General features: G+C 63.1%; 18 protein-coding genes and 1 pseudogene. 4 read left to right on the top strand and 15 right to left on the bottom strand.

Going from position 1 to position 20,785, the window contains the following annotated elements:
* Positions 1 to 5 precede the first annotated feature (5 nt).
* The 4 genes and pseudogenes from D906_RS06770 to D906_RS06755 all read right to left on the bottom strand — a co-directional run bounded on the left by D906_RS06770 (position 6) and on the right by D906_RS06755 (position 6,000).
* A pseudogene (locus D906_RS06770) lies at positions 6 to 1,729 on the bottom strand (putative 2-aminoethylphosphonate ABC transporter permease subunit).
* 1 nt (position 1,730) lies between these two features.
* Positions 1,731 to 2,789, bottom strand: a complete 1,059-nt coding sequence (locus tag D906_RS06765) for a putative 2-aminoethylphosphonate ABC transporter ATP-binding protein (protein WP_016712547.1) — start codon at positions 2,787 to 2,789, stop codon at positions 1,731 to 1,733.
* A gap of 118 nt (positions 2,790 to 2,907) precedes the next feature.
* On the bottom strand, positions 2,908 to 3,777 hold the full coding sequence (locus tag D906_RS06760; protein WP_016712548.1) for a LysR family transcriptional regulator: 870 nt from the start codon (positions 3,775 to 3,777) through the stop codon (positions 2,908 to 2,910).
* Between the two features lie 9 nt (positions 3,778 to 3,786).
* The gene (locus D906_RS06755; protein ID WP_025752210.1) at positions 3,787 to 6,000 is read right to left on the bottom strand and encodes a heavy metal translocating P-type ATPase; all 2,214 of its coding nucleotides are present in this window, start codon (positions 5,998 to 6,000) and stop codon (positions 3,787 to 3,789) included.
* An 83-nt stretch (positions 6,001 to 6,083) separates the two neighbouring features.
* On the opposite strand from D906_RS06755, the gene cadR reads away from it, so the two are divergent.
* Entirely contained in the window at positions 6,084 to 6,527 is a 444-nt protein-coding gene (gene cadR / locus D906_RS06750) for a cadmium resistance transcriptional regulator CadR (protein ID WP_015272183.1), read from the top strand.
* 57 nt (positions 6,528 to 6,584) lie between these two features.
* On the opposite strand, the gene D906_RS06745 is transcribed toward cadR, so the two are convergent.
* The 3 genes from D906_RS06745 to D906_RS06735 are packed head-to-tail and all read right to left on the bottom strand — an operon-like array spanning position 6,585 to position 9,213.
* Positions 6,585 to 7,556, bottom strand: a complete 972-nt coding sequence (locus D906_RS06745; protein ID WP_016712551.1) for a thymidylate synthase — start codon at positions 7,554 to 7,556, stop codon at positions 6,585 to 6,587.
* A gap of 48 nt (positions 7,557 to 7,604) precedes the next feature.
* Positions 7,605 to 8,414: a prolipoprotein diacylglyceryl transferase gene (lgt, locus tag D906_RS06740; RefSeq protein WP_019097932.1), complete on the bottom strand. Its 810-nt coding sequence runs from the start codon at positions 8,412 to 8,414 to the stop codon at positions 7,605 to 7,607.
* A 16-nt stretch (positions 8,415 to 8,430) separates the two neighbouring features.
* Positions 8,431 to 9,213, bottom strand: coding sequence for a sulfite exporter TauE/SafE family protein (locus D906_RS06735; RefSeq protein ID WP_019097933.1), 783 nt, complete (start codon positions 9,211 to 9,213; stop codon positions 8,431 to 8,433).
* Between the two features lie 129 nt (positions 9,214 to 9,342).
* On the opposite strand from D906_RS06735, the gene D906_RS06730 reads away from it, so the two are divergent.
* Positions 9,343 to 10,089: an NRDE family protein gene (locus tag D906_RS06730; RefSeq protein ID WP_025752208.1), complete on the top strand. Its 747-nt coding sequence runs from the start codon at positions 9,343 to 9,345 to the stop codon at positions 10,087 to 10,089.
* Positions 10,090 to 10,140: 51 nt separating this feature from the next.
* Here D906_RS06730 and ptsP read toward each other — a convergent pair whose 3' ends face one another.
* Positions 10,141 to 12,420 carry a phosphoenolpyruvate--protein phosphotransferase gene (gene ptsP / locus D906_RS06725; protein ID WP_016712555.1) on the bottom strand — a complete coding sequence of 760 codons (2,280 nt, stop codon included), beginning with the start codon at positions 12,418 to 12,420 and terminating at the stop codon, positions 10,141 to 10,143.
* Between the two features lie 22 nt (positions 12,421 to 12,442).
* Positions 12,443 to 12,922, bottom strand: coding sequence for an RNA pyrophosphohydrolase (locus tag D906_RS06720; RefSeq protein ID WP_003249017.1), 480 nt, complete (start codon positions 12,920 to 12,922; stop codon positions 12,443 to 12,445).
* A gap of 141 nt (positions 12,923 to 13,063) precedes the next feature.
* Between D906_RS06720 and D906_RS06715 the strand changes: the two genes are divergently transcribed.
* Entirely contained in the window at positions 13,064 to 13,720 is a 657-nt protein-coding gene (locus D906_RS06715) for an HAD family phosphatase (RefSeq protein WP_016712556.1), read from the top strand.
* A 39-nt stretch (positions 13,721 to 13,759) separates the two neighbouring features.
* Here the strand turns inward: D906_RS06715 and D906_RS06710 are convergent, their stop codons facing one another.
* Both D906_RS06710 and ilvA read right to left on the bottom strand, forming a co-directional pair.
* Positions 13,760 to 14,185: a DUF2269 domain-containing protein gene (locus tag D906_RS06710; RefSeq protein ID WP_019097318.1), complete on the bottom strand. Its 426-nt coding sequence runs from the start codon at positions 14,183 to 14,185 to the stop codon at positions 13,760 to 13,762.
* A 38-nt stretch (positions 14,186 to 14,223) separates the two neighbouring features.
* Positions 14,224 to 15,738, bottom strand: coding sequence for a threonine ammonia-lyase, biosynthetic (gene ilvA, locus D906_RS06705; RefSeq protein WP_019097319.1), 1,515 nt, complete (start codon positions 15,736 to 15,738; stop codon positions 14,224 to 14,226).
* 135 nt (positions 15,739 to 15,873) lie between these two features.
* Between ilvA and rpiA the strand changes: the two genes are divergently transcribed.
* Positions 15,874 to 16,548, top strand: coding sequence for a ribose-5-phosphate isomerase RpiA (gene rpiA / locus D906_RS06700; protein WP_016712559.1), 675 nt, complete (start codon positions 15,874 to 15,876; stop codon positions 16,546 to 16,548).
* A 134-nt stretch (positions 16,549 to 16,682) separates the two neighbouring features.
* On the opposite strand, the gene D906_RS06695 is transcribed toward rpiA, so the two are convergent.
* From D906_RS06695 to D906_RS06680, 4 genes are all read right to left on the bottom strand, one after another.
* Positions 16,683 to 17,585, bottom strand: coding sequence for an SdiA-regulated domain-containing protein (locus D906_RS06695; RefSeq protein ID WP_025752201.1), 903 nt, complete (start codon positions 17,583 to 17,585; stop codon positions 16,683 to 16,685).
* A gap of 90 nt (positions 17,586 to 17,675) precedes the next feature.
* Complete coding sequence (locus D906_RS06690) at positions 17,676 to 18,593, bottom strand: SdiA-regulated domain-containing protein (protein WP_019097321.1); 918 nt, start codon at positions 18,591 to 18,593, stop codon at positions 17,676 to 17,678.
* Between the two features lie 94 nt (positions 18,594 to 18,687).
* Positions 18,688 to 19,353: a fumarylacetoacetate hydrolase family protein gene (locus D906_RS06685; RefSeq protein ID WP_016712562.1), complete on the bottom strand. Its 666-nt coding sequence runs from the start codon at positions 19,351 to 19,353 to the stop codon at positions 18,688 to 18,690.
* 25 nt (positions 19,354 to 19,378) lie between these two features.
* Complete coding sequence (locus D906_RS06680) at positions 19,379 to 20,776, bottom strand: FAD-binding oxidoreductase (protein ID WP_019097322.1); 1,398 nt, start codon at positions 20,774 to 20,776, stop codon at positions 19,379 to 19,381.
* Between the last annotated feature and the right edge of the window lie 9 nt (positions 20,777 to 20,785).

The raw sequence follows: 20,785 nt of genomic DNA, 5'->3' as shown, positions 1-20,785 counted from the left end.
ACAGGTCAGACGGTCGCGGCGCGTTGGCGCCAGGCTTGGGAGCGGCGCAGCAGGCCGCGTGAGGCTGCGGCCAGCAGCAGTGAAGCGCCGGCACTGGTCAGCAGAATCAGGGTGGACATGGCAGCAGCACCGCCCACGTTGCCGGCGTCGTCCATGTTCAGCACGGCAACGGCGGCCAGAATGGTGTCGGGGCTGTACAGGAAGATCGCCGCCGACACGGTGGTCATGGCCGAGACGAACAGGTAGCGGATGATGTCCAGCAATGCCGGCAGGCAGATCGGCACAGTCACCCGCAGGAAGTGCTTGTACAACGGTGCCTTCAGCGACAGCGCGGCGGCCTCGAACTCGCCGTCGAGCTGGCGCAGTGCCGTGGTTGCGGTCATCTGCGCGGTGGTCAGGTAGTGAGCAATGGTGCACACCACCAGCAGCCCCATGCCGCCATACAACACATGCAGCGGGTTGCCGTTCAGGTTGAAGAAGAAGACGTAGCCCAGGCCCAGTACCAGGCCTGGCACGGCCATGGGAATGAAACTGAGCAGGCGCAGCATCTGGTTAAGCAGGCGCTGGCCCTGGCTTTTCTCCATCAGGTAGGCACCGGTGAAGATCACGATGCTGCCGATCAGCGCGGTGCCAAAGGCCATGGTCACGCTGTTGCGATAAGCCAGCCAGCCGCCACCGGCGGTGTCTTCGAACATGTAATGGCGCAGCGACAACGACAGGTTGTACGGCCAGAAGGTGACCAGCGAGGAATACACCGCCATGCCGATCACCAGCAGCAACGCCGCGCACACCAGCAACACGATGGCCAGGAAGCAGGCATCTCGGCTGCGCGATGGCTTGGGCTCGAACACCTGGGCACGGCCGCTCATGGCTTCGCCCTGGCGCCGACGCAGCCAGGCATCGACCGTGAAGCTGAACAGCGCCGGCAGCAGCAGGACCATGCCGATCAACGCGCCACGGCCGAACTGTTGCTGGCCCACCACCGCCTTGTAGGCCTCCAGTGCCAGTACCTGATAGTCACCACCGACCACGACCGGTACACCGAAGTCGGTGATGGTCAGGGTGAACACAAGGCAGAACGCCGCGAATACCGCTTGCCGCGTGGCTGGCCAGGTGATGCTGGTAAATGCCCGGCACGGGCCGGCGCCCATGCTGGAGGCCGCATCGAACAGCCGGGCATCGGCCAACGACAGCGCCGACAGCAGGATCATCAGCGCATGCGGGAAGGTGTAGATCGCCTCGCCCAGCACGATGCCCCAGAAACCGTAGATGTTGTCGCTGAGCAACCCGCGCAGCAGCCCCTGGTTACCGAACAGGTAGACCAGCGCGATGGCCGGCAGCATCGACGGCGCCAGCAGCGGCAGCAGGGAAATCCCCCGCCATACGCCCTTGGCCGGGATCCGCGTGCGTTGCAGCGCATAGGCGAACAGGTACGCCAGCGGCACCACGATGGCCGCCACGGTGAAAGCCACCGACAGGCTGTTGCCCAGCAACCAATGGAAATTGTCGCTGGCGAACAGTTCGCGGGCTGCCAGCAGGCCGCCACCCTGGCCCGCGTCAGCGCTGAAGCCACGCCAGAAGATCGCCAGCAGTGGCATCAGCACGGCCAGCACCAGAAGGATCAGCAGCAGGCTCTTGCCGCCGACGACGAACAACCGGTCACCCAGGGCGATGCCAGCTCGTGGCATGGGTTGGCCTGGGTCAGCGGCAGGGACATTGGCGCGGCCATCTCAGGCAAACACCTGCAGGCTCTGCGGCGGCAGGGCCACCCAAATGTCCTGCGAGCCCAGGCGCGGCATGGCTTCGGGGGCCAGTTCAGCCAGCAGGGCATGGCCAGGCAGGGCTTTGAGTTCGAAGCTCATGCGGCAGCGGTTACCCAGGAACGTAATCTCGCGGACCATGGCCGGGAACAGGTTTTCCTCGTGCACCACCGGGTTGACCGTGATTGCCTCCGGGCGGCAGAACAACCGGCCGCTGCTGGCCTGGGCCGAGCCCGGCGCCAGACGCATGCTCATGGCGCCGACCTGGGCATGGCTGTCACCGTTGCGCTGGAAAGGCAGCCAGTTGCCCTGGCCAACGAACTCGGCGACGAACGGTGTGGCCGGCTGGTCGTAGATTTCCTGTGGGGTGGCGTACTGCTCAACCTGGCCGTTGTTCATCACCGCAATACGGTCCGCCATCAGCATGGCCTCGTCTTGATTGTGAGTGACCATCAAGGTGGTAATGCCCAGCTGGCGTTGCAGCTGGCGCAGTTCGGTGCACAGGTGCTCGCGCACCCGTGCGTCCAGCGCCGACATGGGCTCATCGAGCAGCAACAGGGAGGGTGACGGCGCCAGCGCACGGGCCAGGGCCACACGTTGCTGCTGGCCACCGGAGAGCTGGCCGGGGTATTTCTTCTCGCTGCCAGAAAGGCCTACCAGTTCAAGCATTTCAGCCACCCGCTGGCGGGCCTGCTCGCGGCCACTGCCGGCCAGGCCGTAGGCAATGTTGGCCTCGACGGTGAGGTTGGGGAACAGCGCGTAGGACTGGAACAGGATGCCGTAGTCACGGGCCTGGGGCGGCAGCTCGGAGATATCGCGTTCACCGATGTACAACGTGCCACGGTCCTGGCGCTCCAGGCCGGCAATGCAGCGCAGCAGCGTGGTCTTGCCACAGCCGGACGGGCCGAGCAGGCACACCAGCTCGCCGGCGGCGATGTCCAGCGAGACATCGTTGAGCGCCGTAAAGGCACCGAAGCGCTTGTGAATGTTGCGCACTTTCATCTGTGCGCCGGGGGTGGCGTGGTTCATGGCAGGGCCTCATCGAAGAGATGGGGGCCATGCTAGGCAGGCTGTGCGAAGGTTCTGTGGCTTTAAGGCAAAAGCAAGTGATAGTGGTATTGGCAGATTTTGTATTGCCCAAACAAATCTAGAAGTGTGAGCCCGCCACTTCCTGCGCCACCCCAAGGAAGGCAGCCGGCAACCGCGCCTGGCGCCGCTCCTTCAGGCAATACAAATACTCATGCATCACCGGCGCATCTTCCAGCGCCAGCACCCGCAATTCAGGGTTATGCGGCACCTCATGCCGGGCAATCACGCTGATACCGATATTGCGCAGCACCGCTTCGCGGATCGACTCGCGGCTGCCGATTTCCAGCAAAGCCCCGGCCTTCACCCCGGCCTCCTGCAGCATCTGCTCGGTCAGCTTGCGCGTGGTCGAGCCCTTCTCGCGCATCAACAGGCAGTGCCCGGCCACAACGTCGATCGACACCGCCTGCCGCTGGGCCAACGGGTGGTTGCGATGCACCGCCACCACCAGCGGATCAGTCCCCAGCACCCGCCGCACCAGCCGGGCATCTTCCACCAGCTGTGACGAAGCGGCGATGTCCACCCGGTAGTCTTCAAGCATTTCCAGCACCTGCTGCGAGTTGCCAATTTCCACCGCCACTTCCACCTGCGGCAAGCGCTCGCGATAGATCTTCACCAAGTCGAGAATGTAGTAAGGCGCCGTGGCGGCAATACGCAGGCTGCCCTGGGCCTGGCCACTGTTGCGCAGCTCGAACTCGATATCGGCCTCTTGCTGCAGCAGCGCCTTGACCATCGGCAGCAGGCGCACGCCCTCTTCACTCAACACCAGGCGCCGCCCGCCACGGTAGAACAGCTCGACCGCGTACTGGCTTTCCAGGTTGCGGATCTGCGTGGTCACCGTGGGCTGGCTGAGCCCGAGCTTTTTCGCCGCCAAAGTGATGCTGCCCAAGCGGGCCACCATGTAGAAGGCTTTCAGCTCCGAACTCAGCATGCACGTCCTCTATTTGCGCAGCAGGCGCAAGCCGTTGAACACCACCAGCAGGCTCACGCCCATGTCGGCGAACACCGCCATCCACATGGTGGCCATGCCGGCAAAGGTGATCGCCAGGAATACTGCCTTGATGCCCAACGCCAGAACGATGTTCTGCATGAGGATCGCCGCACTTTGGCGCGACAGCCTGACGAAGGCCGGGATTTTGCGCAAGTCATCGTCCATCAGCGCTACATCGGCAGTCTCGATGGCGGTGTCGGTGCCAGCCGCCGCCATGGCAAAGCCGATTTCGGCACGGGCCAGGGCCGGGGCGTCGTTGATACCGTCACCCACCATGCCCACCCGATGGCCTTGGGCGTACAGGGCTTCGATGGTTTTCAGCTTGTCGCCCGGCAGCAGGTTGCCCTCAGCACGGTCGATACCCACCACGGCGGCGATGGCCTGCGCGGTATGCGGATTGTCGCCGGTCAGCATTACAGTCTTGATACCCAGCTCATGCAGTTCCGCGATGGCCTGGCGGCTGCTGTCCTTGACCGTATCGGCCACCGCGAACAGCGCCAGCGGGCCAGAGCGGTCGAGCAGTAAAACCACTGTCTTGCCCTGGCGCTCCAGCGCATCCAGCTGGGCTTCCAGCGCAGGCGAGCACAGCCCCAGTTCCTCGACCAGGCGGTGGTTGCCCAAGTGGTAGATCTCACCGGCAATGGTGCCACGCACGCCGCGACCGGCCAGGGCAGCGAAGTCATCCACCTCGCTCAAGGCCAGGTCTTGCTCCTTGCCGAACTGGGCAATTGCGCGGGAGACCGGGTGGTCTGAACGCTCACCCAGGCTGGCTGCCAGGGCTTGTGCGCGGCCTTCGAACAGCGGCTCCAGCACCTTGGCGTCGGTTTGCACCGGTTTGCCGTGGGTAATGGTGCCGGTCTTGTCCAAGGCCAGGAAGTCCAGGTGGCGACCGCCCTCCAGGTAAACACCGCCCTTGATCAGGATGCCTTTGCGCGCCGCAGCGGCCAGGCCGCTGACGATGGTCACCGGGGTCGAGATCACCAGGGCGCACGGGCACGCGACCACCAGCAGCACCAGGGCGCGGTAGATCCAGTCGAACCACGCACCGGCCATGAACAGCGGCGGAATCACCGCCACGGCCAAGGCGATGGCAAACACCACCGGGGTGTAGATGCGCGAGAAGCGGTCGACGAAGCGTTGGGTCGGCGCCCGCGCGCCTTGCGCTTCCTCGACGGCCTTGATGATCCGCGCCAGGGTCGATTGCCCGGCAACAGCGGTAACACGAAACTCCAGCGCCCCTGCCTGGTTGATGGTGCCGGCGAACAGCTTGTCGCCCACTGCCTTCTCTACAGGCAGGCTTTCGCCGGTGATCGGCGCCTGATCGACGCTGGATTGGCCGCTGATCACCTCACCGTCCAGGCCAATGCGTTCGCCGGGGCGTACCCGCACCAGGGCACCGATGGCCACTTCCCGCACCTCCACTTCCCGCCACTGGCCATCGGCCTGTCGCACGGTGGCCATGTCCGGGGTGAGCTGCATCAGGCCGCCAATGGCATTGCGCGCACGGTCCAGCGAGCGGGCTTCGATCAGCTCGGCGACGGTGAACAACACCATCACCATGGCCGCTTCCGGCCACTGGCCGATCAGCACCGCGCCAGTCACGGCAATGCTCATCAGCGCGTTGATGTTGAGGTTGCGGTTCTTCAGGGCAATCCAGCCCTTCTTGTAGGTACCCAGGCCACAGCCGAGGATCGCTGCCAACGCCAGCGCCGCCACCACCCACTCAGGGGCCAGCGCGGCAAAGTGCACGATTTCGGCGGCAATCGCGGCAATACCGGACAGCGCTAGCGGCCACCAGCGGGTCTTGGCCACTTGTGGTGCACTGGCGGTGCCATCGTCTTCGGCGCCAAGCGGCTCGGCTTTCATGCCCAAGCTGTCGATGGCCTGCTCGATTTCAGCAGTGCCACCCAGGGTGTGGCGCACGCCAAGCACACGGTTGATCAGGTTGAATTCCAGCTGCTCGATCCCGGCCAGCTTGCCCAGCTTGTCCTGGATCAGGGTCTGCTCGGTAGGGCAGTCCATGGCCTCGATGCGGAAACGGCTGAACTGGGCGTGGCTGCTGGCCTTTTCGCTCAGCTGGACCAAGGCTGGCGCAGCAGCGCTGCCACAGCAGCTGTGGGCGTGGTGATCGTGTTTGTGTTCGTGGCTGACAGGCTGGTTCATGGGGTTATCCTTAAATTGAGCCTGTTGCCAATGGAACACCCTGTAGCCACTATAGGGTCAAGCCATTTGCTGGAGATTTCGTGATGAAGATCGGAGAGCTGGCCAAAGCCACCGACTGCGCCGTGGAAACCATACGCTACTACGAGCGTGAACAGCTGCTGCCGGAGCCGGCGCGCAGCGACGGCAACTACCGGCTGTACACCCAGGCCCACGTCGAGCGGCTCACCTTCATCCGCAACTGCCGCACCCTGGACATGACCCTGGATGAAATCCGCAGCCTGCTACGCCTGCGCGACAGCCCCGATGATTCGTGCGGCAGCGTCAATGCGCTGATCGACGAGCATATCGAGCATGTGCAGGCACGGATCGATGGATTGGTGGCGTTGCAGGAACAGCTGGTGGAGCTGCGGCGGCGCTGCAATGCGCAAGGGGCGGAATGCGCGATCTTGCAGCAACTGGAGACGAACGGGGCAGTATCGGTGCCGGAAACCGAGCATTCGCATGTGGGGCGAAGTCACGGGCATTAAGCCGAAAGCATTCGCGGGCACGCCCGCGAATAGGCCAGTTCAGGTAATGGAGATCTGTCAGACCGCCATCGGCGCCGTCATCGGCGCATGGTGCTCATACCCTTCCAGCCAGAAGTCACTCGGCTCAATCTTCTCCAGCCACTCCGGCTCATACTTGCCGGTCTCGGCAAACGCCGGCACGCGATCACTGATCACCAGCTTCGGCGCCTCCAGCGGCTCGCGCTTGAGCTGCTCATTCAGCATGTCCAGGTGGTTTTCATACACATGGGCATCGCCAATGAAGTAGGTGAACCAACGCGGGGTATACCCGGTCAGGCGGCCGAACAGCGACAGCAACGCCGCGCCTTCGGTGAGGTTGAACGGCGTGCCCAGGCCCAGGTCGTTGGAGCGGATGTAAAGGGTCAGGGAGATTTCCTTGGTCTCTACATTCGGGTGGAACTGGTACAGCAGGTGGCACGGCGGCAGGGCCATTTCGTCCAGCTGCGCGCAGTTCCAGCCGTGGAACAGAATACGGCGGCTGCCCGGGTCGTTGGCGATGGTGTCCAGGCACTGGCGCACCTGGTCGATGGCCTTGTACAGGATGACGAACGCGACGCCGCCCTCTTCGTCCTGAGCGATGCGACGGAAGCCTGCCTTTTCGGCCATTTCGATGGCCGCCGGGTTGCTCAGCGGGATGCGCTTGTAGCCCGGCCACTGGCGCCATTGCACGCCGTAGATTTCGCCCAGGTCGTCATGGCCCTGGCGGAACGGGTTCGCCAGCCACTGGGCGTTCTCGTTGGCGTTCTGGTCCCAGACCTTGCAGCCCAGCTCACGGAATTCACCGGCGTTCTTCACGCCACGCAGAAAGCCGACCATTTCGCCGATCGCCGACTTGAACGCCAGCTTGCGCGTGGTGATGGCCGGGAAGCCCTTCTGCAGGTCGAAGCGCAGCATGGCGCCCGGCAGGCTGATGGTACGGATGCCGGTGCGATTGCCTTGCAACGTACCGTTCTCGATGACTTCACGGACCAGATCTAGATACTGTTTCATGACTTTCCTGTAACAAGAACGGCAGGGGGATCACCCCTGCCGTGAAAATCATACGGCTGGTTTTGCCGTAGGTTTGCGGTTGTAGGCCAGCCAGATCAAGAAGATGCCGCCGACAATCATCGGCACGCAAAGCAACTGACCCATGGTCAACCAGCCGAAGGCAATGTAGCCAAGCTGGGCATCAGGCACTCGGACAAACTCCACGATAAAGCGGAAAATGCCGTAGAACAGCGCGAACATGCCGGAAACGGCCATGGTCGGGCGCGGCTTGCGAGAGTACAACCAGAGAATCACGAATAATGCCACACCTTCCAGGGCAAACTGGTACAGCTGCGACGGATGACGGGGCAACTGGGCCGGGTCGCTGAACGGCGGGAAAACCATCGCCCACGGCACGTCGGTCGCCTTGCCCCACAGTTCGGCGTTGATGAAGTTGCCGATACGCCCGGCGCCCAGGCCGATCGGCACCAGTGGGGCGACGAAATCCATCAGTTCGAAGAACGACTTGTTGTTGCGCTTGCCGAACCACAAGGCCGCCAGCATCACGCCAATGAAGCCGCCGTGGAACGACATGCCGCCCTTCCACACCTCGAAGATCAGCGTCGGGTTGGCCAGGTACTGGTGCAAGTCATAGAACAGCACATAGCCCAACCGCCCACCGACGATCACCCCCATCGAAAGCCAGAACACCAGGTCGGACAGTTTCTCCCGCGACCAGGTAGGGTCGAAGCGGTTCAGCCGACGCGAGGCCAACAGCCAGGCGCCGCCGATGCCGATCAGGTACATCAGGCCGTACCAGTGGATTTTCAGCGGCCCGAGGGCCACGGCCACGGGGTCTATCTGCGGGTAAGGCAGCATGGAACTTCCTCTCGATTCAAATCAAAAAGCTGAGGCCGACACAGAACAGCAGTGCTGCGAACAGGCGTTTCAACAAACGGGGCGACAGCTTGTGCGCCAGGCGCGCGCCGAAGCGGGCGAAAAACATGCTGGTCACGGCAATGCCGACCAGCGCCGGCAGGTACACGTAGCCCAGGCTATGGGGTGGCAGGTGCTCTTCGTGCCAGCCCAGCAGCATGAAACTCAGGGCACTGGCCACGGCAATCGGCAGGCCACAGGCCGAGGACGTGGCCACTGCCTGCTGCATGGGCAGGCTGCGCCAGGTCAGGAACGGCACGGTCAGCGAACCGCCGCCAATGCCGAAAATGGCCGAGGCCCAGCCAATCACCCCGCCCGCGCCGATCAACGCGGGTTTGCCGGGGATGCCACGGCTGGCCCTGGGCTTGAGGTCCAGGGCCATCTGCGCGGCGATGACCAGGGCGAACACGCCGATGATCTTCTGCAGCAGCGGGCCCTGGATCAGCGAGGCCGTCTTGGCACCGATGCCGGCGCCAATGAGGATGCCGAGGGTCATCCAGGCGAAGATCGGCCATTGCACGGCCCCTTTGCGCTGGTGTTCGAGCACGGCGTTGATCGAGGTAAAGACGATGGTGGCCAGCGACGTGCCGACGGCCAGGTGGGTCAGCACCGAGGCATCGAAGCCCTGCAAGGTGAAGCTGAACACCAGCACCGGCACGATGATGATGCCGCCGCCCACGCCAAACAGCCCGGCCAGCACACCGGCACAGGCGCCCAACAGCAGATAGAGCACGAATTCCATTCGGCTTCCCCAGCAAAACAATCCGGCATGGTAACGGAAGCCGGGCTCAGGGCTCTAGTGAACTCTGTGACAGGATGGATCCGCCCCGCAGCTGTGGGTACAGTGGCATAAAACACAGAGGCCCAACCGATGTGCCTGATCGTATTCGCCTGGCGGCCGGGGCATGCCCTGCCGCTGATCGTCGCGGCCAACCGCGACGAGTTCTATGCCCGCCCCACCCAGGCCCTGGCGGCCTGGGAGGACGCCCCCGGCGTGCATGCCGGCCGCGACCTGGAGGCCGGTGGCACTTGGCTGGGCGTGGGGCCGCAGGGGCGCTTTGCCGCGTTGACCAATATCCGTGACCCGGGTCAGGCGGTGGGGCCGCGCTCACGGGGCGAGCTGGTGGCGGCATATCTGAAAGGTGAGTTGGGGGTCGAGGCTTACCTGGACCAGGTGGCCAGCCACAGTGGGCAGTATTCGGGGTTCAACCTGCTGGTGGGTGATGGGCAGCATCTGGGTTACCTGCATGCGCGAGATGCCACGCCGCGCCTGCTGGAGGCGGGGGTTTACGGGCTTTCCAACGCCGGGCTGGACACACCTTGGCCGAAGTTGGTGAAGGCGCGCAGTGGGCTGGAAGGGTTGCTGGAAACGCCGGAACCGCAGCGGTTGCTGGCGTTGCTGGCAGATAACGAGCCTGCGGCGGATGGTGATCTACCTGAGACTGGCGTTGGGGTGGCGACCGAGAAACTGTTGTCGAGTGTGTTTATTGCCAGCCAGAACTACGGGACGCGGGCGAGTACGGTGCTGATTGTGGATGATCAGGGCAGAAGGCAGCTGATTGAGCGCAGTTTCGGGCCCTTTGGTGGACACCTCGGGGAAGTTGAGTTCGCGGTTTGAGGGCCATGGGGCTGTTGCGCCGCGAAAGGGCCGCAAAGCGGCCCAAACAAATCAAAGGGTTTTATTGGCCCCAGGCCCAATCATCCGCGCCAACCCAAGGTTCTTCAGCGCCAACTGCAGCGAACTGTGGATAACCTGCGGGTTGTCATGGCTCAAGGCTTCAGCCAACAGCTCCTTGGCCTTGCCCAGGTTCACCTGGCGCAGCATCCACTTCACTTTCGGCAAGTTGGTGGCGTTCATCGACAAACTGTCGAAACCCATGGCCATCAACAGGATCGCCGCTGCCGGGTCACCGGCCATCTCACCGCAGATGCTCACCGGCTTGCCTTCGCCATGGGCGTCGCGCACTACCGTGTTCAACGCTTGTAGCACCGCCGGGTGCAGGTAGTCGTAAAGGTCGGCAACCCGTGGGTTGTTGCGGTCCACCGCCAGCAGGTACTGGGTCAGGTCGTTGGAACCCACCGACAGGAAGTCCACCTGCCGCGCCAGTTCCTTGGTCTGATACACCGCCGCTGGAATTTCCACCATCACGCCCACTGGCGGCATTGGCACGTCGGTGCCTTCGTCACGCACCTCACCCCAGGCGCGGTGTATCAGGTGCAGGGCTTCTTCCAACTCGTGGATGCCGGAAATCATCGGCAGCAGGATGCGCAGGTTGTTCAGGCCCTCGCTGGCCTTGAGCATGGCGCGGGTCTGCACCAGGAAGATTTCCGGGTGGTCGAGGGTGACGCGGATGCCACGCCACCCGAGGAAGGGGTTTTCTTCCTTGATCGGGAAGTACGAGAGCGCCTTGTCACCGCCGATGTCCAGGGTGCGCATGGTCACCGGCAGCGGGTGGAACGCCGCCAGCTGCTCGCGGTAGATGGCCAGCTGCTCCTTCTCGCTGGGGAAGCGCTGGTTGATCATGAACGGCACTTCGGTGCGGTACAAACCAACCCCTTCGGCGCCACGCTGCTGGGCGCGGGCCACGTCGGCCAGCAAGCCGGTGTTGACCCACAGCGGCATGCGGTGGCCGTCCGGGGTGACGCAGGGCAGTTCGCGCAGGGCGTCCAGGCCCTGGGCCAGCTGGCGTTCTTCCTCGACCACATCGCTGTACTGCTTACGCAGCACTTCGCTCGGGTTGGTAAAGACTTCACCCTTGTAGCCATCGACGATCAGCTCGATGCCGTCGACCTTGGAATACGGCAGGTCGACCAGGCCCATCACCGTGGGGATGCCCATGGCGCGAGCCAGGATAGCAACGTGCGAGTTGCCCGAGCCCAGCACCGAGACCAGGCCAGCCAGCTTGCCTTCCGGCACTTCGCCAAGCATGGCCGGGGTCAGCTCTTCACTGACCAGGATGGTGTTGTCGGCGTACACCAGCGACTGCGAACGGGCTTCCTGCAGGTAGGCCAGCAGGCGCCGGCCCAAGTCTTTGACGTCGGAAGCGCGCTCGCGCAGGTAGTCATCGTCCATCAGCTCGAAGCGGTTGACGTGCTCACCCACCACCTGGCGCAGGGCACCCTGGGCCCACTGGCCGGTCTTGATGACTTCGGTCACCTCACCGCCCAAAGCCGCGTCTTCGAGCATCATCAGGTATACGTCGAACAACGCGCGCTCTTCCGGGCGCAGCTGGGTGGCCAGCTTGGCCGACAGCTTGCGCATGTCGTCGCGCACGCCTTCAAGAGCGTTCTGGAACAGCTTGAGTTCGGCATCGATGTCATCGACGGTCTTGTCCGGCACCACTTCCAGGTCGGCGGGTGGCAGCATCACCACCGCGCGGCCCACGGCGGCACCAGGCGAGCCTGGCACACCGACGAAGCGGGCTTCCTGGATGCCCTTGCCCTGGCGGCCCAGGCCACGGATCGAACCGGTGGCCTCGGCGTGGGCGATAACCCCGGCAAGCTGGGCACTCATGGTGACCAGGAAGGCTTCTTCGCCCTCGTCGAACTGGCGCCGCTCCTTCTGCTGGATGACCAACACCCCGACCACGCGGCGGTGGTGGATGATCGGCGCACCGAGGAAGGAGGCGAATTTTTCTTCACCGGTTTCGGCGAAGTAACGGTAACGCGGGTGGTCGGCGGCGTTTTCCAGGTTCAGCGGCTCTTCCCGGGTACCGACCAGGCCGACCAGGCCTTCGTTGGGGGCCATGCTGACCTTGCCGATGGAGCGCTTGTTCAGGCCTTCGGTAGCCATCAGCACGAAGCGGTTGGTTTCCGGGTCGAGCAGGTAGACCGAGCAGACCTGGCTGCCCATGGCTTCCTTGACGCGCAAGACAATGATCCCCAACGCCGACTTGAGATCTTTGGCGGAGTTTACTTCCTGGACGATCTTGCGCAGCGTATTGAGCATGGCTCGGGGTCGAACTCCGTCGTCAGTCGCGCGTCAGCAGACGCGGTGCTAGCTCTTTCAGGGCGCGCCGGTACACCTCGCGCTTGAATGTCACAACCTGGCCCAGCGGGTACCAATAGCTCACCCAGCGCCAGCCGTCGAATTCCGGCTTGCCGGTCAGGTCCATCCGCACCCGCTGTTCGTTGCTGACCAGGCGCAGCAGGAACCACTTCTGCTTCTGGCCGATGCACAGCGGCTGGCTGTGGGTACGGACCAATCGCTGGGGTAAACGATAACGCAACCAGCCGCGGGTGCAGGCAAGAATTTCCACATCATCGCGTTCAAGGCCAACTTCTTCGTTCAGCTCGCGGTACAGGGCATCTTCCGGCGTCTCGTCAGGGTTTATACCACCCTGGGGGAACTGCCAGGCATCCTGGTTGATCCGTCGAGCCCATAGCACCTGCCCGGCATCATTCGTGAGAATGATCCCGACATTGGGGCGAAAACCATCCGGGTCGATCACGGCAGCAACCTCGCAAACGCATGTCACCGCATTGTTCCACAAAGCTTGCGAGCGCAGCAACGCGCCCGCCAAGCTTATGTGCAGCAGCGTGAAAACTCCGTATTCTGCGGGCCTACCCTGAGGCTGATACGAGTGACCGCGATGCGCCTGGCTTTATTCGACCTGGACAATACCCTCCTCGGTGGCGACAGCGACCATGCCTGGGGTGACTACCTGTGCCAGCGCGGCATCCTTGACCCGGTTGCCTACAAGCAGCGCAACGATGGCTTCTACCAGGACTACCTCAACGGCACCCTGGACCTGCAGGCCTACCTGGCCTTCTCCATGGAAATCCTGGCGGCAACGCCCGCAGCCCAGCTGGACGAATGGCACCGCGACTTCATGCGCGACTGCATCGAGCCGATCATCCTCCCCAAGGCCCTGGCCTTGCTGCAGCAACACCGTGAGGCGGGCGACCAGCTGGTGATCATTACCGCTACCAACCGCTTCGTCACCGCACCGATTGCCCGGCGCCTTGGAGTGAAGGTGTTGTTGGCGACTGAATGCGAAAGGCATGAAGGCCGCTATACCGGGCGCAGTACCGATATACCGTGTTTCCGTGAAGGAAAGGTGACGCGGCTGCAGCGCTGGATGCTGGAGAACGGCTTTGATCTTGAGGACAGCTATTTCTATAGCGACTCGATGAATGATTTGCCGCTGTTGCAGCGGGTGACGCATGCGGTGGCGGTGGACCCGGACCCGAATCTTCGGGCCGAGGCTGAAAAGCGTGGATGGCCGGTGGTTTCGCTCAGGGCTTGAGATTGCCGGCGATGGGCTGCAAAGCAGCCCCAAATTCAATCAGACTGGCTTGGCGCCCATCAGCCCGGCAATGGACAGGAAGCAAACCCCACTGAACACCGCCAGCGCCAGGGTAAACCGCAACCCCACCACCTCGGCCTTGCGCAGCCGGTTCAGCCGCACCAGCAGCCACCACACGGCAAACGCGCCAACGGTATAGATGATGCTGGACGCCAGCACCCAGATCTGCCCAAGCGGCCAGCCCACGAGGTGCACCAGCCACCAGCCGGTAAATGGCATGCTCACCAGGCAAAGGCCCATGACCAGCCAGACGAACACCAGCGGTCGACGCAGCAGCTTGGCATAGGCCTCGGCATCGCCTCGCCTGCGGGCACGCACGGTCCAGATCGCCAGGCCCAGAGCCCCCAAAAGCAACAGGGCGGTAGCGATCATGTGCAGGGTCTTGAGGGTGGTCAGGTGTTCCATGTCTTCACATCCTTGAGCAATAAGCCAAGCTTAGCCGCTCAACCCAGGAACAGCTTGTACGCCGGGTTCTCGGTCTCGTCCCAGTAGGGGTAACCGATCTTGGCCAAGGCCGCCGGCACCAGGTGGCGCTCGTCCTCCGGCACCTGCAACCCCGCCACCACACGCCCGTCAGCCGCGCCATGGTTGCGGTAATGGAACATCGAGATGTTCCAGCGCCCGCCCAGCTTATTGAGGAAGTTGAACAGCGCTCCCGGTCGCTCGGGGAACTCGAAGCGCAGCACCATCTCATCGCTGGCACCGGCCGAATGGCCGCCGACCATGTGGCGGATATGCAGCTTGGCCAGTTCGTTGTCGGTCAAGTCGGTAACCGGGAAGCCCTGCTCGGTCAGGTGCTGCACCAGCGCCGCTCGCGGGTCATTTTCCGGATGGGTCTGCACGCCGACGAAGATGTGTGCCTCGTCAGAGGTGTGCTTGCGGTAGTTGAACTCGGTGATCTGGCGCTTGCCGATGGCCTCACAGAACGCCTTGAAACTGCCCGGGCGCTCGGGGATGGTCACGGCGATGATCGCCTCGCGCTTTTCACCCAGCTCTGCACGCTCGGCCACATGGCGCAGGCGGTCGAAGTTGACGTTGGCGCCGGAATCGATAGCCACCAGGGTCTGCCCGGTCACGCCGTACAGCTCGACATACTTCTTGATACCCGCAACGCCCAGAGCACCGGCAGGTTCGGTGATGGAGCGGGTATCGTCGTAGATATCCTTGATTGCCGCACAAATTTCGTCGGTGCTGACCGTCACCACCTCATCCACATGGTGACGGCAGATCTCGAAGGTGTGCTGGCCAATCTGGGCCACCGCCACACCGTCGGCGAACAACCCGACCTGCGGCAACACCACGCGCTCGCCGGCCGCCATCGCCGCCTGCAGGCAGTTGGAGTCGTCCGGCTCCACGCCGATCACCTTGATTTCGGGGCGCAGGTACTTCACGTAGGCAGCAATGCCGGCGATCAAGCCGCCGCCCCCCACAGGAACGAAGATCGCGTCCAACTGGCCAGGGTGCTGGCGCAGGATTTCCATGGCCACGGTGCCCTGCCCAGCGATGGTGTGCGGGTCATCGTAGGGGTGGACGTAGACAAAGCCCTTTTCATCCACCAGCTTCAACGAATAGGCCAGCGCCTCGGGGAACGAGTCGCCATGCAGCACCACCTTGCCACCGCGCGAACGCACGCCTTCGACCTTGATCTCAGGAGTAGTCTTGGGCATTACGATGGTGGCCTTGATGCCCATCTCGCGCGCAGCCAGGGCCAGGCCTTGGGCGTGGTTGCCAGCCGAGGCGGTAACCACGCCACGGGCCAGCTCTTCCGGGCTCAGCTGGGCCAGCTTGTTGTACGCCCCACGGATCTTGAACGAGAACACCGGCTGCAGGTCTTCACGCTTGAGCAGAATCTGGTTGCCCAGGCGCTTGCTCAGCTGCCCGGCGCTCTGCAACGGGGTTTCGACGGCAACGTCATAGACGCGCGAGGTGAGGATCTTCTTGACGTACTGTTCGAGCATCGGGAAAGCATCACTGGGCCGCGGGACAAGGGCTGGGAGTCTACCCCAGCGCTACGTCGGGCGACCACAGCAAAGCCGCCCAAGCCGTTATACTAAGCAACTTTGAAAACCGCCCTGCCCCTTTTCGGAGCCCGCATGACCCAGGACCAACTCAAACAGGCCGTCGCCCAGGCCGCTGTCGACTTCATTCTGCCCAAGCTGGATGAAAAGAGCGTTGTCGGCGTCGGCACCGGTTCGACCGCCAACTTCTTCATCGACGCCCTGGCTCAGCACAAGACCGCCTTCGACGGCGCAGTCGCCAGCTCCGAAGCCACCGCCCAGCGTCTGAAGGGCCATGGCATCCCGGTCTACGAGCTGAACAGCGTCAGCGAGCTGGAGTTCTACGTGGACGGCGCCGACGAAAGCGACGCGCACCTGAACTTGATCAAAGGCGGTGGCGCGGCCCTGACCCGGGAGAAAATCGTCGCGGCCGTGGCCAAGACCTTCATCTGCATCGCCGACGGCAGCAAGCTGGTGCCGGTGCTGGGCGCCTTCCCGCTGCCGGTCGAAGTGATCCCGATGGCCCGCAGCCACGTGGCGCGCCAGCTGGTGAAGCTGGGCGGCGACCCGGTGTATCGCGAAGGCGTTGTGACCGACAACGGCAACGTGATCCTCGACGTGCACAACCTGCAGATCACCAACCCGGCGGAGCTGGAAGCGCAGATCAACGCCATCGTAGGTGTGGTGACCAACGGCCTGTTCGCGGCGCGGCCAGCGGATTTGCTGCTGCTGGGTACCGCTGAAGGCGTGAAAACCCTGAAGGCCGAGTAATCGTCGGCGAGGGCTTTGCCCTCGATTCGCGGCACAAGGCCGCTCCTACAAGAGACTGCAGCGCCTGAACCTGATGCGCTCCCCTGTAGGAGCGGCCTTGTGCCGCGAAAGGGCTGCAAAGCAGCCCCTCCTGCTCACTCCGCTAGCTGCTTGAACACATAAAACAGGTTCGGCTCACTGACCAGATAAATGGTCCCCGCCTCATCCATCGCAATCCCCTCGGCCTGCGGCACCGTCGCCTGCAACCCCTGGAAGCCCTTGCGCAGCGACAAGGTGCTCAGCGGCCTGCCTTCTACATCCAGCTCCAGCACCAGGCGCGATTCGTCCGAAAGCGCCAGCAAATGCCCGCTGCGCTCATCGAACTGCAAACTCGACAAATCCCGCACAAACAGCCGCGCATCGCGCTTGCGGTCTTGCACCACATGCACCGCGTAAGGCTTTTCCGGGTTGTCATGCGGGAAGCCGTGCACCTCGTAGATCAGCATCGGGTCACGCTCCTTGGCCACGAACAGGCGCTTACCCGCCGAATCGTAGGCCAGCCCCTCGAAACCCTTGTTGCCGTTCAGCCCAATGCCCAGGCTGAGCTGCTCGGCGTCACCGGCATCGAGGAACATCGTGTCGTCTTCCAGCCGCACGCGAATCAGCCGCTGCTGGCGCTCGTCGGTGATCACATAGCTGTTGGGCCCCACGTACTCCACGGCTTCCGGGTCGCCAAACCCGGTCAATGGCACCCGGCGCAGAATACGGCCGTCCAGCGACAGCTCGATCAGCTCCGAACGGGCGTTGGTGACGGTGAACAGGGTCTTGCGGTCGGGGTCGTAGGTCAGCGCCGAGATGTCGTCATCCAGCCCTTCGACCGGCTTGGCCTCCACCACCACCCGGTAGCGGTCCAGGCCAATGCTCTGCTCGGCGGGCTGCCACCAGGTCTTCAGGTTGAACCAGCCGCGCTCGAACAGGCGAAACTCCTGCCCGGCCCAGCCAAACAGGAGTAAGCCGAGGGCGGCGAAAGCAAGGATAAGGCGAACATAACGGCGCATAAGGGCAGGCTCGACACAGGGGTGGCGAATCTAACCATGAACAACTGAAGTAAAGCTTAATGCCAGCATCCGAAATGCCCGATTTCGGGCTCAGTTTTTTCTGAAGCGATAGAACAAGGCCGGCTCACTTACCATATACAGGTTGCCCTTGTCGTCCATCGCCACCCCCTCGGCCCTCGGGATGGTGTCTTCAAGCCCGTTGAAGCCGCCAAGCAAGGTCATGAAACTGACCTGCTGGCCCTGTTCGTCCAGCTCCAGCAGCATGTTGGAGTCGGCCGAGAGCACCAGCAGGTGGCCGGTACGCGGGTCGACACCCAGCGCCGAGAGGTTGCGCAGGTCGAGCTCATCGCTCGGCAAAGGCTGCTTCTCACCCTTGAGCGGGCTGCGGCCATCGGTGTTCCAGGTGTACAGCTTGGGCGGGCGCTCTTCGCCGATGATCAGGCGCTGGCGCATCGGGTCCCAGGCCACGGCCTCGAAGCCCTTGTTGCTTTTCACCGACGCGCCCAGGTCGTGGCTCTGGAAGTCGTCATGGTTCAACGCCGTGGTCTGTGCATCCACCTTGACCACGGTCAGGTCATGCAGGCGCTCGTCTGTGATGGCCAGGTAGCCGTCTTCCAGCACGGCAACGCCTTCCGGGTTGTTCCAGCCATTGAGCGGGATCTTGCGCAGTACATCACCCTCCAGGCTCAGCTCGACCAGGATCGGGTTCTTGCCCATGACCGCGAACAAGGTGCGGGTATGTGGGTTGAAGGCCAGGTCCGAGGCTTCGTCATCGTCCATGCCTGGCAGCGGCTTGGCATCGATGTCTACCTGGTAGTCCGGCAACCACACGCTTTCGCTGCGCTCGGCGGTGCTTTCGAAGCTCTCTTTTACCCACAACGCACCGCGGTCATCCCAGTGCATGGCCACGGCCACGCCATAACCGATCACCGCTGCCACGGCCAGGCCGAAGGGCCAGCGCAGGTAGAAGCGACGCTTGGAGGTTGCCGGGGCGGAGGAGGATGGCATGCGCGGGTCCTGGGGGAATGGGCGAAGATCCGCGCATTATCCGGATCGAGTGTGAAAAATCGGTAAACAGGGCCTAACTCTTCGCGGTTCGGACTCAGAGCACCCGGCTTTCGAAGCGGCTTACACCCGGCAGCTCCAGCACCAGCTCATCACCCACATTGAACGGCCCCACGCCCGCCGGGGTGCCGGTGAGAATCACATCCCCCGCCTGCAACGAAAAATGCGCCGCCATGTACTGGATCATCGGCACGATCGGGTTCAGCATCATCGCGCTGTTGCCATCCTGGCGCACTTCGCCGTTGACAGTCAGGCGTACCGGAATGTCGGTCACGTCCTCAAAGCTGCCAGCCGAGACGAACGGCGGCAGCACACAGGCGCCGTCGAAGCACTTGGCCAGCTCCCACGGCAGGCCCTTCTCTTTCAGCTTGGCCTGTACATCGCGCAGGGTCAGGTCCAGCGCCGGGGCATAGCCGGAAATGGCGTCCAACACCTCTTCCTCGCTCGGATGGGTCGACAGCGGCTTGCCCAGCAGCACGGCAATTTCGGCCTCATAGTGCACCGAACCACGTTCGGCCGGGATCTTGAAGCCGCCTTCGGCCGGCACCACGCAGCTACCCGGCTTGATGAACAGCAGCGGCTCGGTAGGGATCGGGTTGTCCAGTTCCTTGGCATGCTCGGCATAGTTGCGGCCGATGCACACCACCTTGCCCAACGGGAAGTGAATGCGCGTGCCGTCTACGTACTGGTGCTGGTAACTCATGGCCGACTCCTCTGGATACTGCTTTTTATTCAGGTGCGAAGATCTTACCCGGATTCATGATGCCGTTAGGGTCGAATACGGCCTTGATCGCCTTCATGCAGGCGATTTCTTCGCGCGAGCGGCTGTAGCCCAGATAGTCGCGCTTGGTCATGCCCACGCCATGCTCGGCCGAGATCGAACCGTTGTAGCGTTTAACGATGTCGAACACCCACTTGTTGACCTTGGTACACGAGGCAAAGAAATCATCCTTGCTCATGTGCTCGGGCTTGAGGATGTTCAGGTGCAGGTTGCCATCGCCGATGTGGCCGTACCACACCACCTCATAGTCGGGGTAATGCTCTGCGACGATGGCGTCGATATCGCGCAGGAACGCCGGCACTTTCGACACAGTGACGGAAATGTCGTTTTTGTACGGAGTCCAGTGCGAGATGGTTTCCGACAGGTACTCGCGCAGCTTCCACAGGTTTTCAAGCTGGGTTTCACTCTGGCTCATCACCCCGTCCAGCACCCAGCCCTGCTCCACGCAGTGCTCAAAGGTGGCCAGGGCCTCGTTGGCCACTTCCTCGGTGCTGGCCTCGAACTCCAGCAACGCATAGAACGGGCAGTCGGTCTCGAACGGCGCCGGTACGTCACCGCGCGCCAGAATCTTTGCCAGGCCCTTGTCGGAGAAAAACTCGAAGGCCGTGAGGTCCAGCTTTCCCTGGAAGGCATGCAGCACCGGCATGATCGAGTCGAAGTCCGGTGTACCCAGCACCATCGCCGTAAGATTTCGCGGTGCCCGGTCGAGGCGCATGGTGGCCTCGACCACGAAGCCCAGCGTGCCTTCGGCACCAATGAACAACTGGCGCAGGTCGTAGCCGGTGGCGTTCTTGATAAGGTCCTTGTTCAGTTCCAGCAGTTCGCCCTTGCCGGTGACCACTTTCAACCCGGCCACCCAGTTGCGGGTCATGCCGTAGCGAATCACCTTGATTCCGCCGGCATTGGTGCCGATGTTGCCGCCAATCTGGCTAGAACCGCTGGAGGCGAAGTCCACTGGGTAATAAAGGCCCTGTTCTTCGGCGTAGGCCTGCAACTGACGCGTGATCACGCCCGGCTGGCAGACCACGGTGCGGTCGAAGGCATTGAAGTCGAGAATCTGGTTCATGTAGTCGAAAGAAACGACAACCTCGCCATTGGCCGCCACGGCGCCGGCCGAAAGCCCGGTACGCCCGCCAGAGGGCACCAGGGCTACCTTGTGCGCATTGGCCCAGCGCACAATCGCCTGCACCTGTTCTACCGTCTTGGGGAAGACGATGGCGCTGGGCGCCGGCGGGTAATGCTTGGTCCAGTCCTTGCCATAGGCTTCGAGGGAAGCCGCGTCGGTCAGGACCTTGCCAGGGTCGACAAGGGTCATCAGTTCTTCAATTACAGCGGGGTGGGTCATCGCTGGAAC

Source organism: Pseudomonas sp. LAIL14HWK12:I1, from assembly GCF_003202095.1.
Classification (GTDB): domain Bacteria; phylum Pseudomonadota; class Gammaproteobacteria; order Pseudomonadales; family Pseudomonadaceae; genus Aquipseudomonas; species Aquipseudomonas monteilii.
The sequence above is the reverse complement of the archived record's forward strand: the minus strand, read 5'-3'. Positions and strand labels throughout refer to the sequence as shown.

What these genes read in the sequence shown, in the direction of transcription:
- D906_RS06765 (WP_016712547.1), bottom strand. Translation starts at nt 2,789, where the DNA reads ATGAACCACGCCACCCCCGGCGCACAGATGAAAGTGCGCAACATTCAC.
- D906_RS06760 (WP_016712548.1), bottom strand. Translation starts at nt 3,777, where the DNA reads ATGCTGAGTTCGGAGCTGAAAGCCTTCTACATGGTGGCCCGCTTGGGC.
- D906_RS06755 (WP_025752210.1), bottom strand. Translation starts at nt 6,000, where the DNA reads ATGAACCAGCCTGTCAGCCACGAACACAAACACGATCACCACGCCCAC.
- cadR (WP_015272183.1), top strand. Translation starts at nt 6,084, where the DNA reads ATGAAGATCGGAGAGCTGGCCAAAGCCACCGACTGCGCCGTGGAAACC.
- D906_RS06745 (WP_016712551.1), bottom strand. Translation starts at nt 7,556, where the DNA reads ATGAAACAGTATCTAGATCTGGTCCGTGAAGTCATCGAGAACGGTACG.
- lgt (WP_019097932.1), bottom strand. Translation starts at nt 8,414, where the DNA reads ATGCTGCCTTACCCGCAGATAGACCCCGTGGCCGTGGCCCTCGGGCCG.
- D906_RS06735 (WP_019097933.1), bottom strand. Translation starts at nt 9,213, where the DNA reads ATGGAATTCGTGCTCTATCTGCTGTTGGGCGCCTGTGCCGGTGTGCTG.
- D906_RS06730 (WP_025752208.1), top strand. Translation starts at nt 9,343, where the DNA reads ATGTGCCTGATCGTATTCGCCTGGCGGCCGGGGCATGCCCTGCCGCTG.
- ptsP (WP_016712555.1), bottom strand. Translation starts at nt 12,420, where the DNA reads ATGCTCAATACGCTGCGCAAGATCGTCCAGGAAGTAAACTCCGCCAAA.
- D906_RS06715 (WP_016712556.1), top strand. Translation starts at nt 13,064, where the DNA reads ATGCGCCTGGCTTTATTCGACCTGGACAATACCCTCCTCGGTGGCGAC.
- D906_RS06710 (WP_019097318.1), bottom strand. Translation starts at nt 14,185, where the DNA reads ATGGAACACCTGACCACCCTCAAGACCCTGCACATGATCGCTACCGCC.
- ilvA (WP_019097319.1), bottom strand. Translation starts at nt 15,738, where the DNA reads ATGCTCGAACAGTACGTCAAGAAGATCCTCACCTCGCGCGTCTATGAC.
- rpiA (WP_016712559.1), top strand. Translation starts at nt 15,874, where the DNA reads ATGACCCAGGACCAACTCAAACAGGCCGTCGCCCAGGCCGCTGTCGAC.
- D906_RS06695 (WP_025752201.1), bottom strand. Translation starts at nt 17,585, where the DNA reads ATGCGCCGTTATGTTCGCCTTATCCTTGCTTTCGCCGCCCTCGGCTTA.
- D906_RS06690 (WP_019097321.1), bottom strand. Translation starts at nt 18,593, where the DNA reads ATGCCATCCTCCTCCGCCCCGGCAACCTCCAAGCGTCGCTTCTACCTG.
- D906_RS06685 (WP_016712562.1), bottom strand. Translation starts at nt 19,353, where the DNA reads ATGAGTTACCAGCACCAGTACGTAGACGGCACGCGCATTCACTTCCCG.
- D906_RS06680 (WP_019097322.1), bottom strand. Translation starts at nt 20,776, where the DNA reads ATGACCCACCCCGCTGTAATTGAAGAACTGATGACCCTTGTCGACCCT.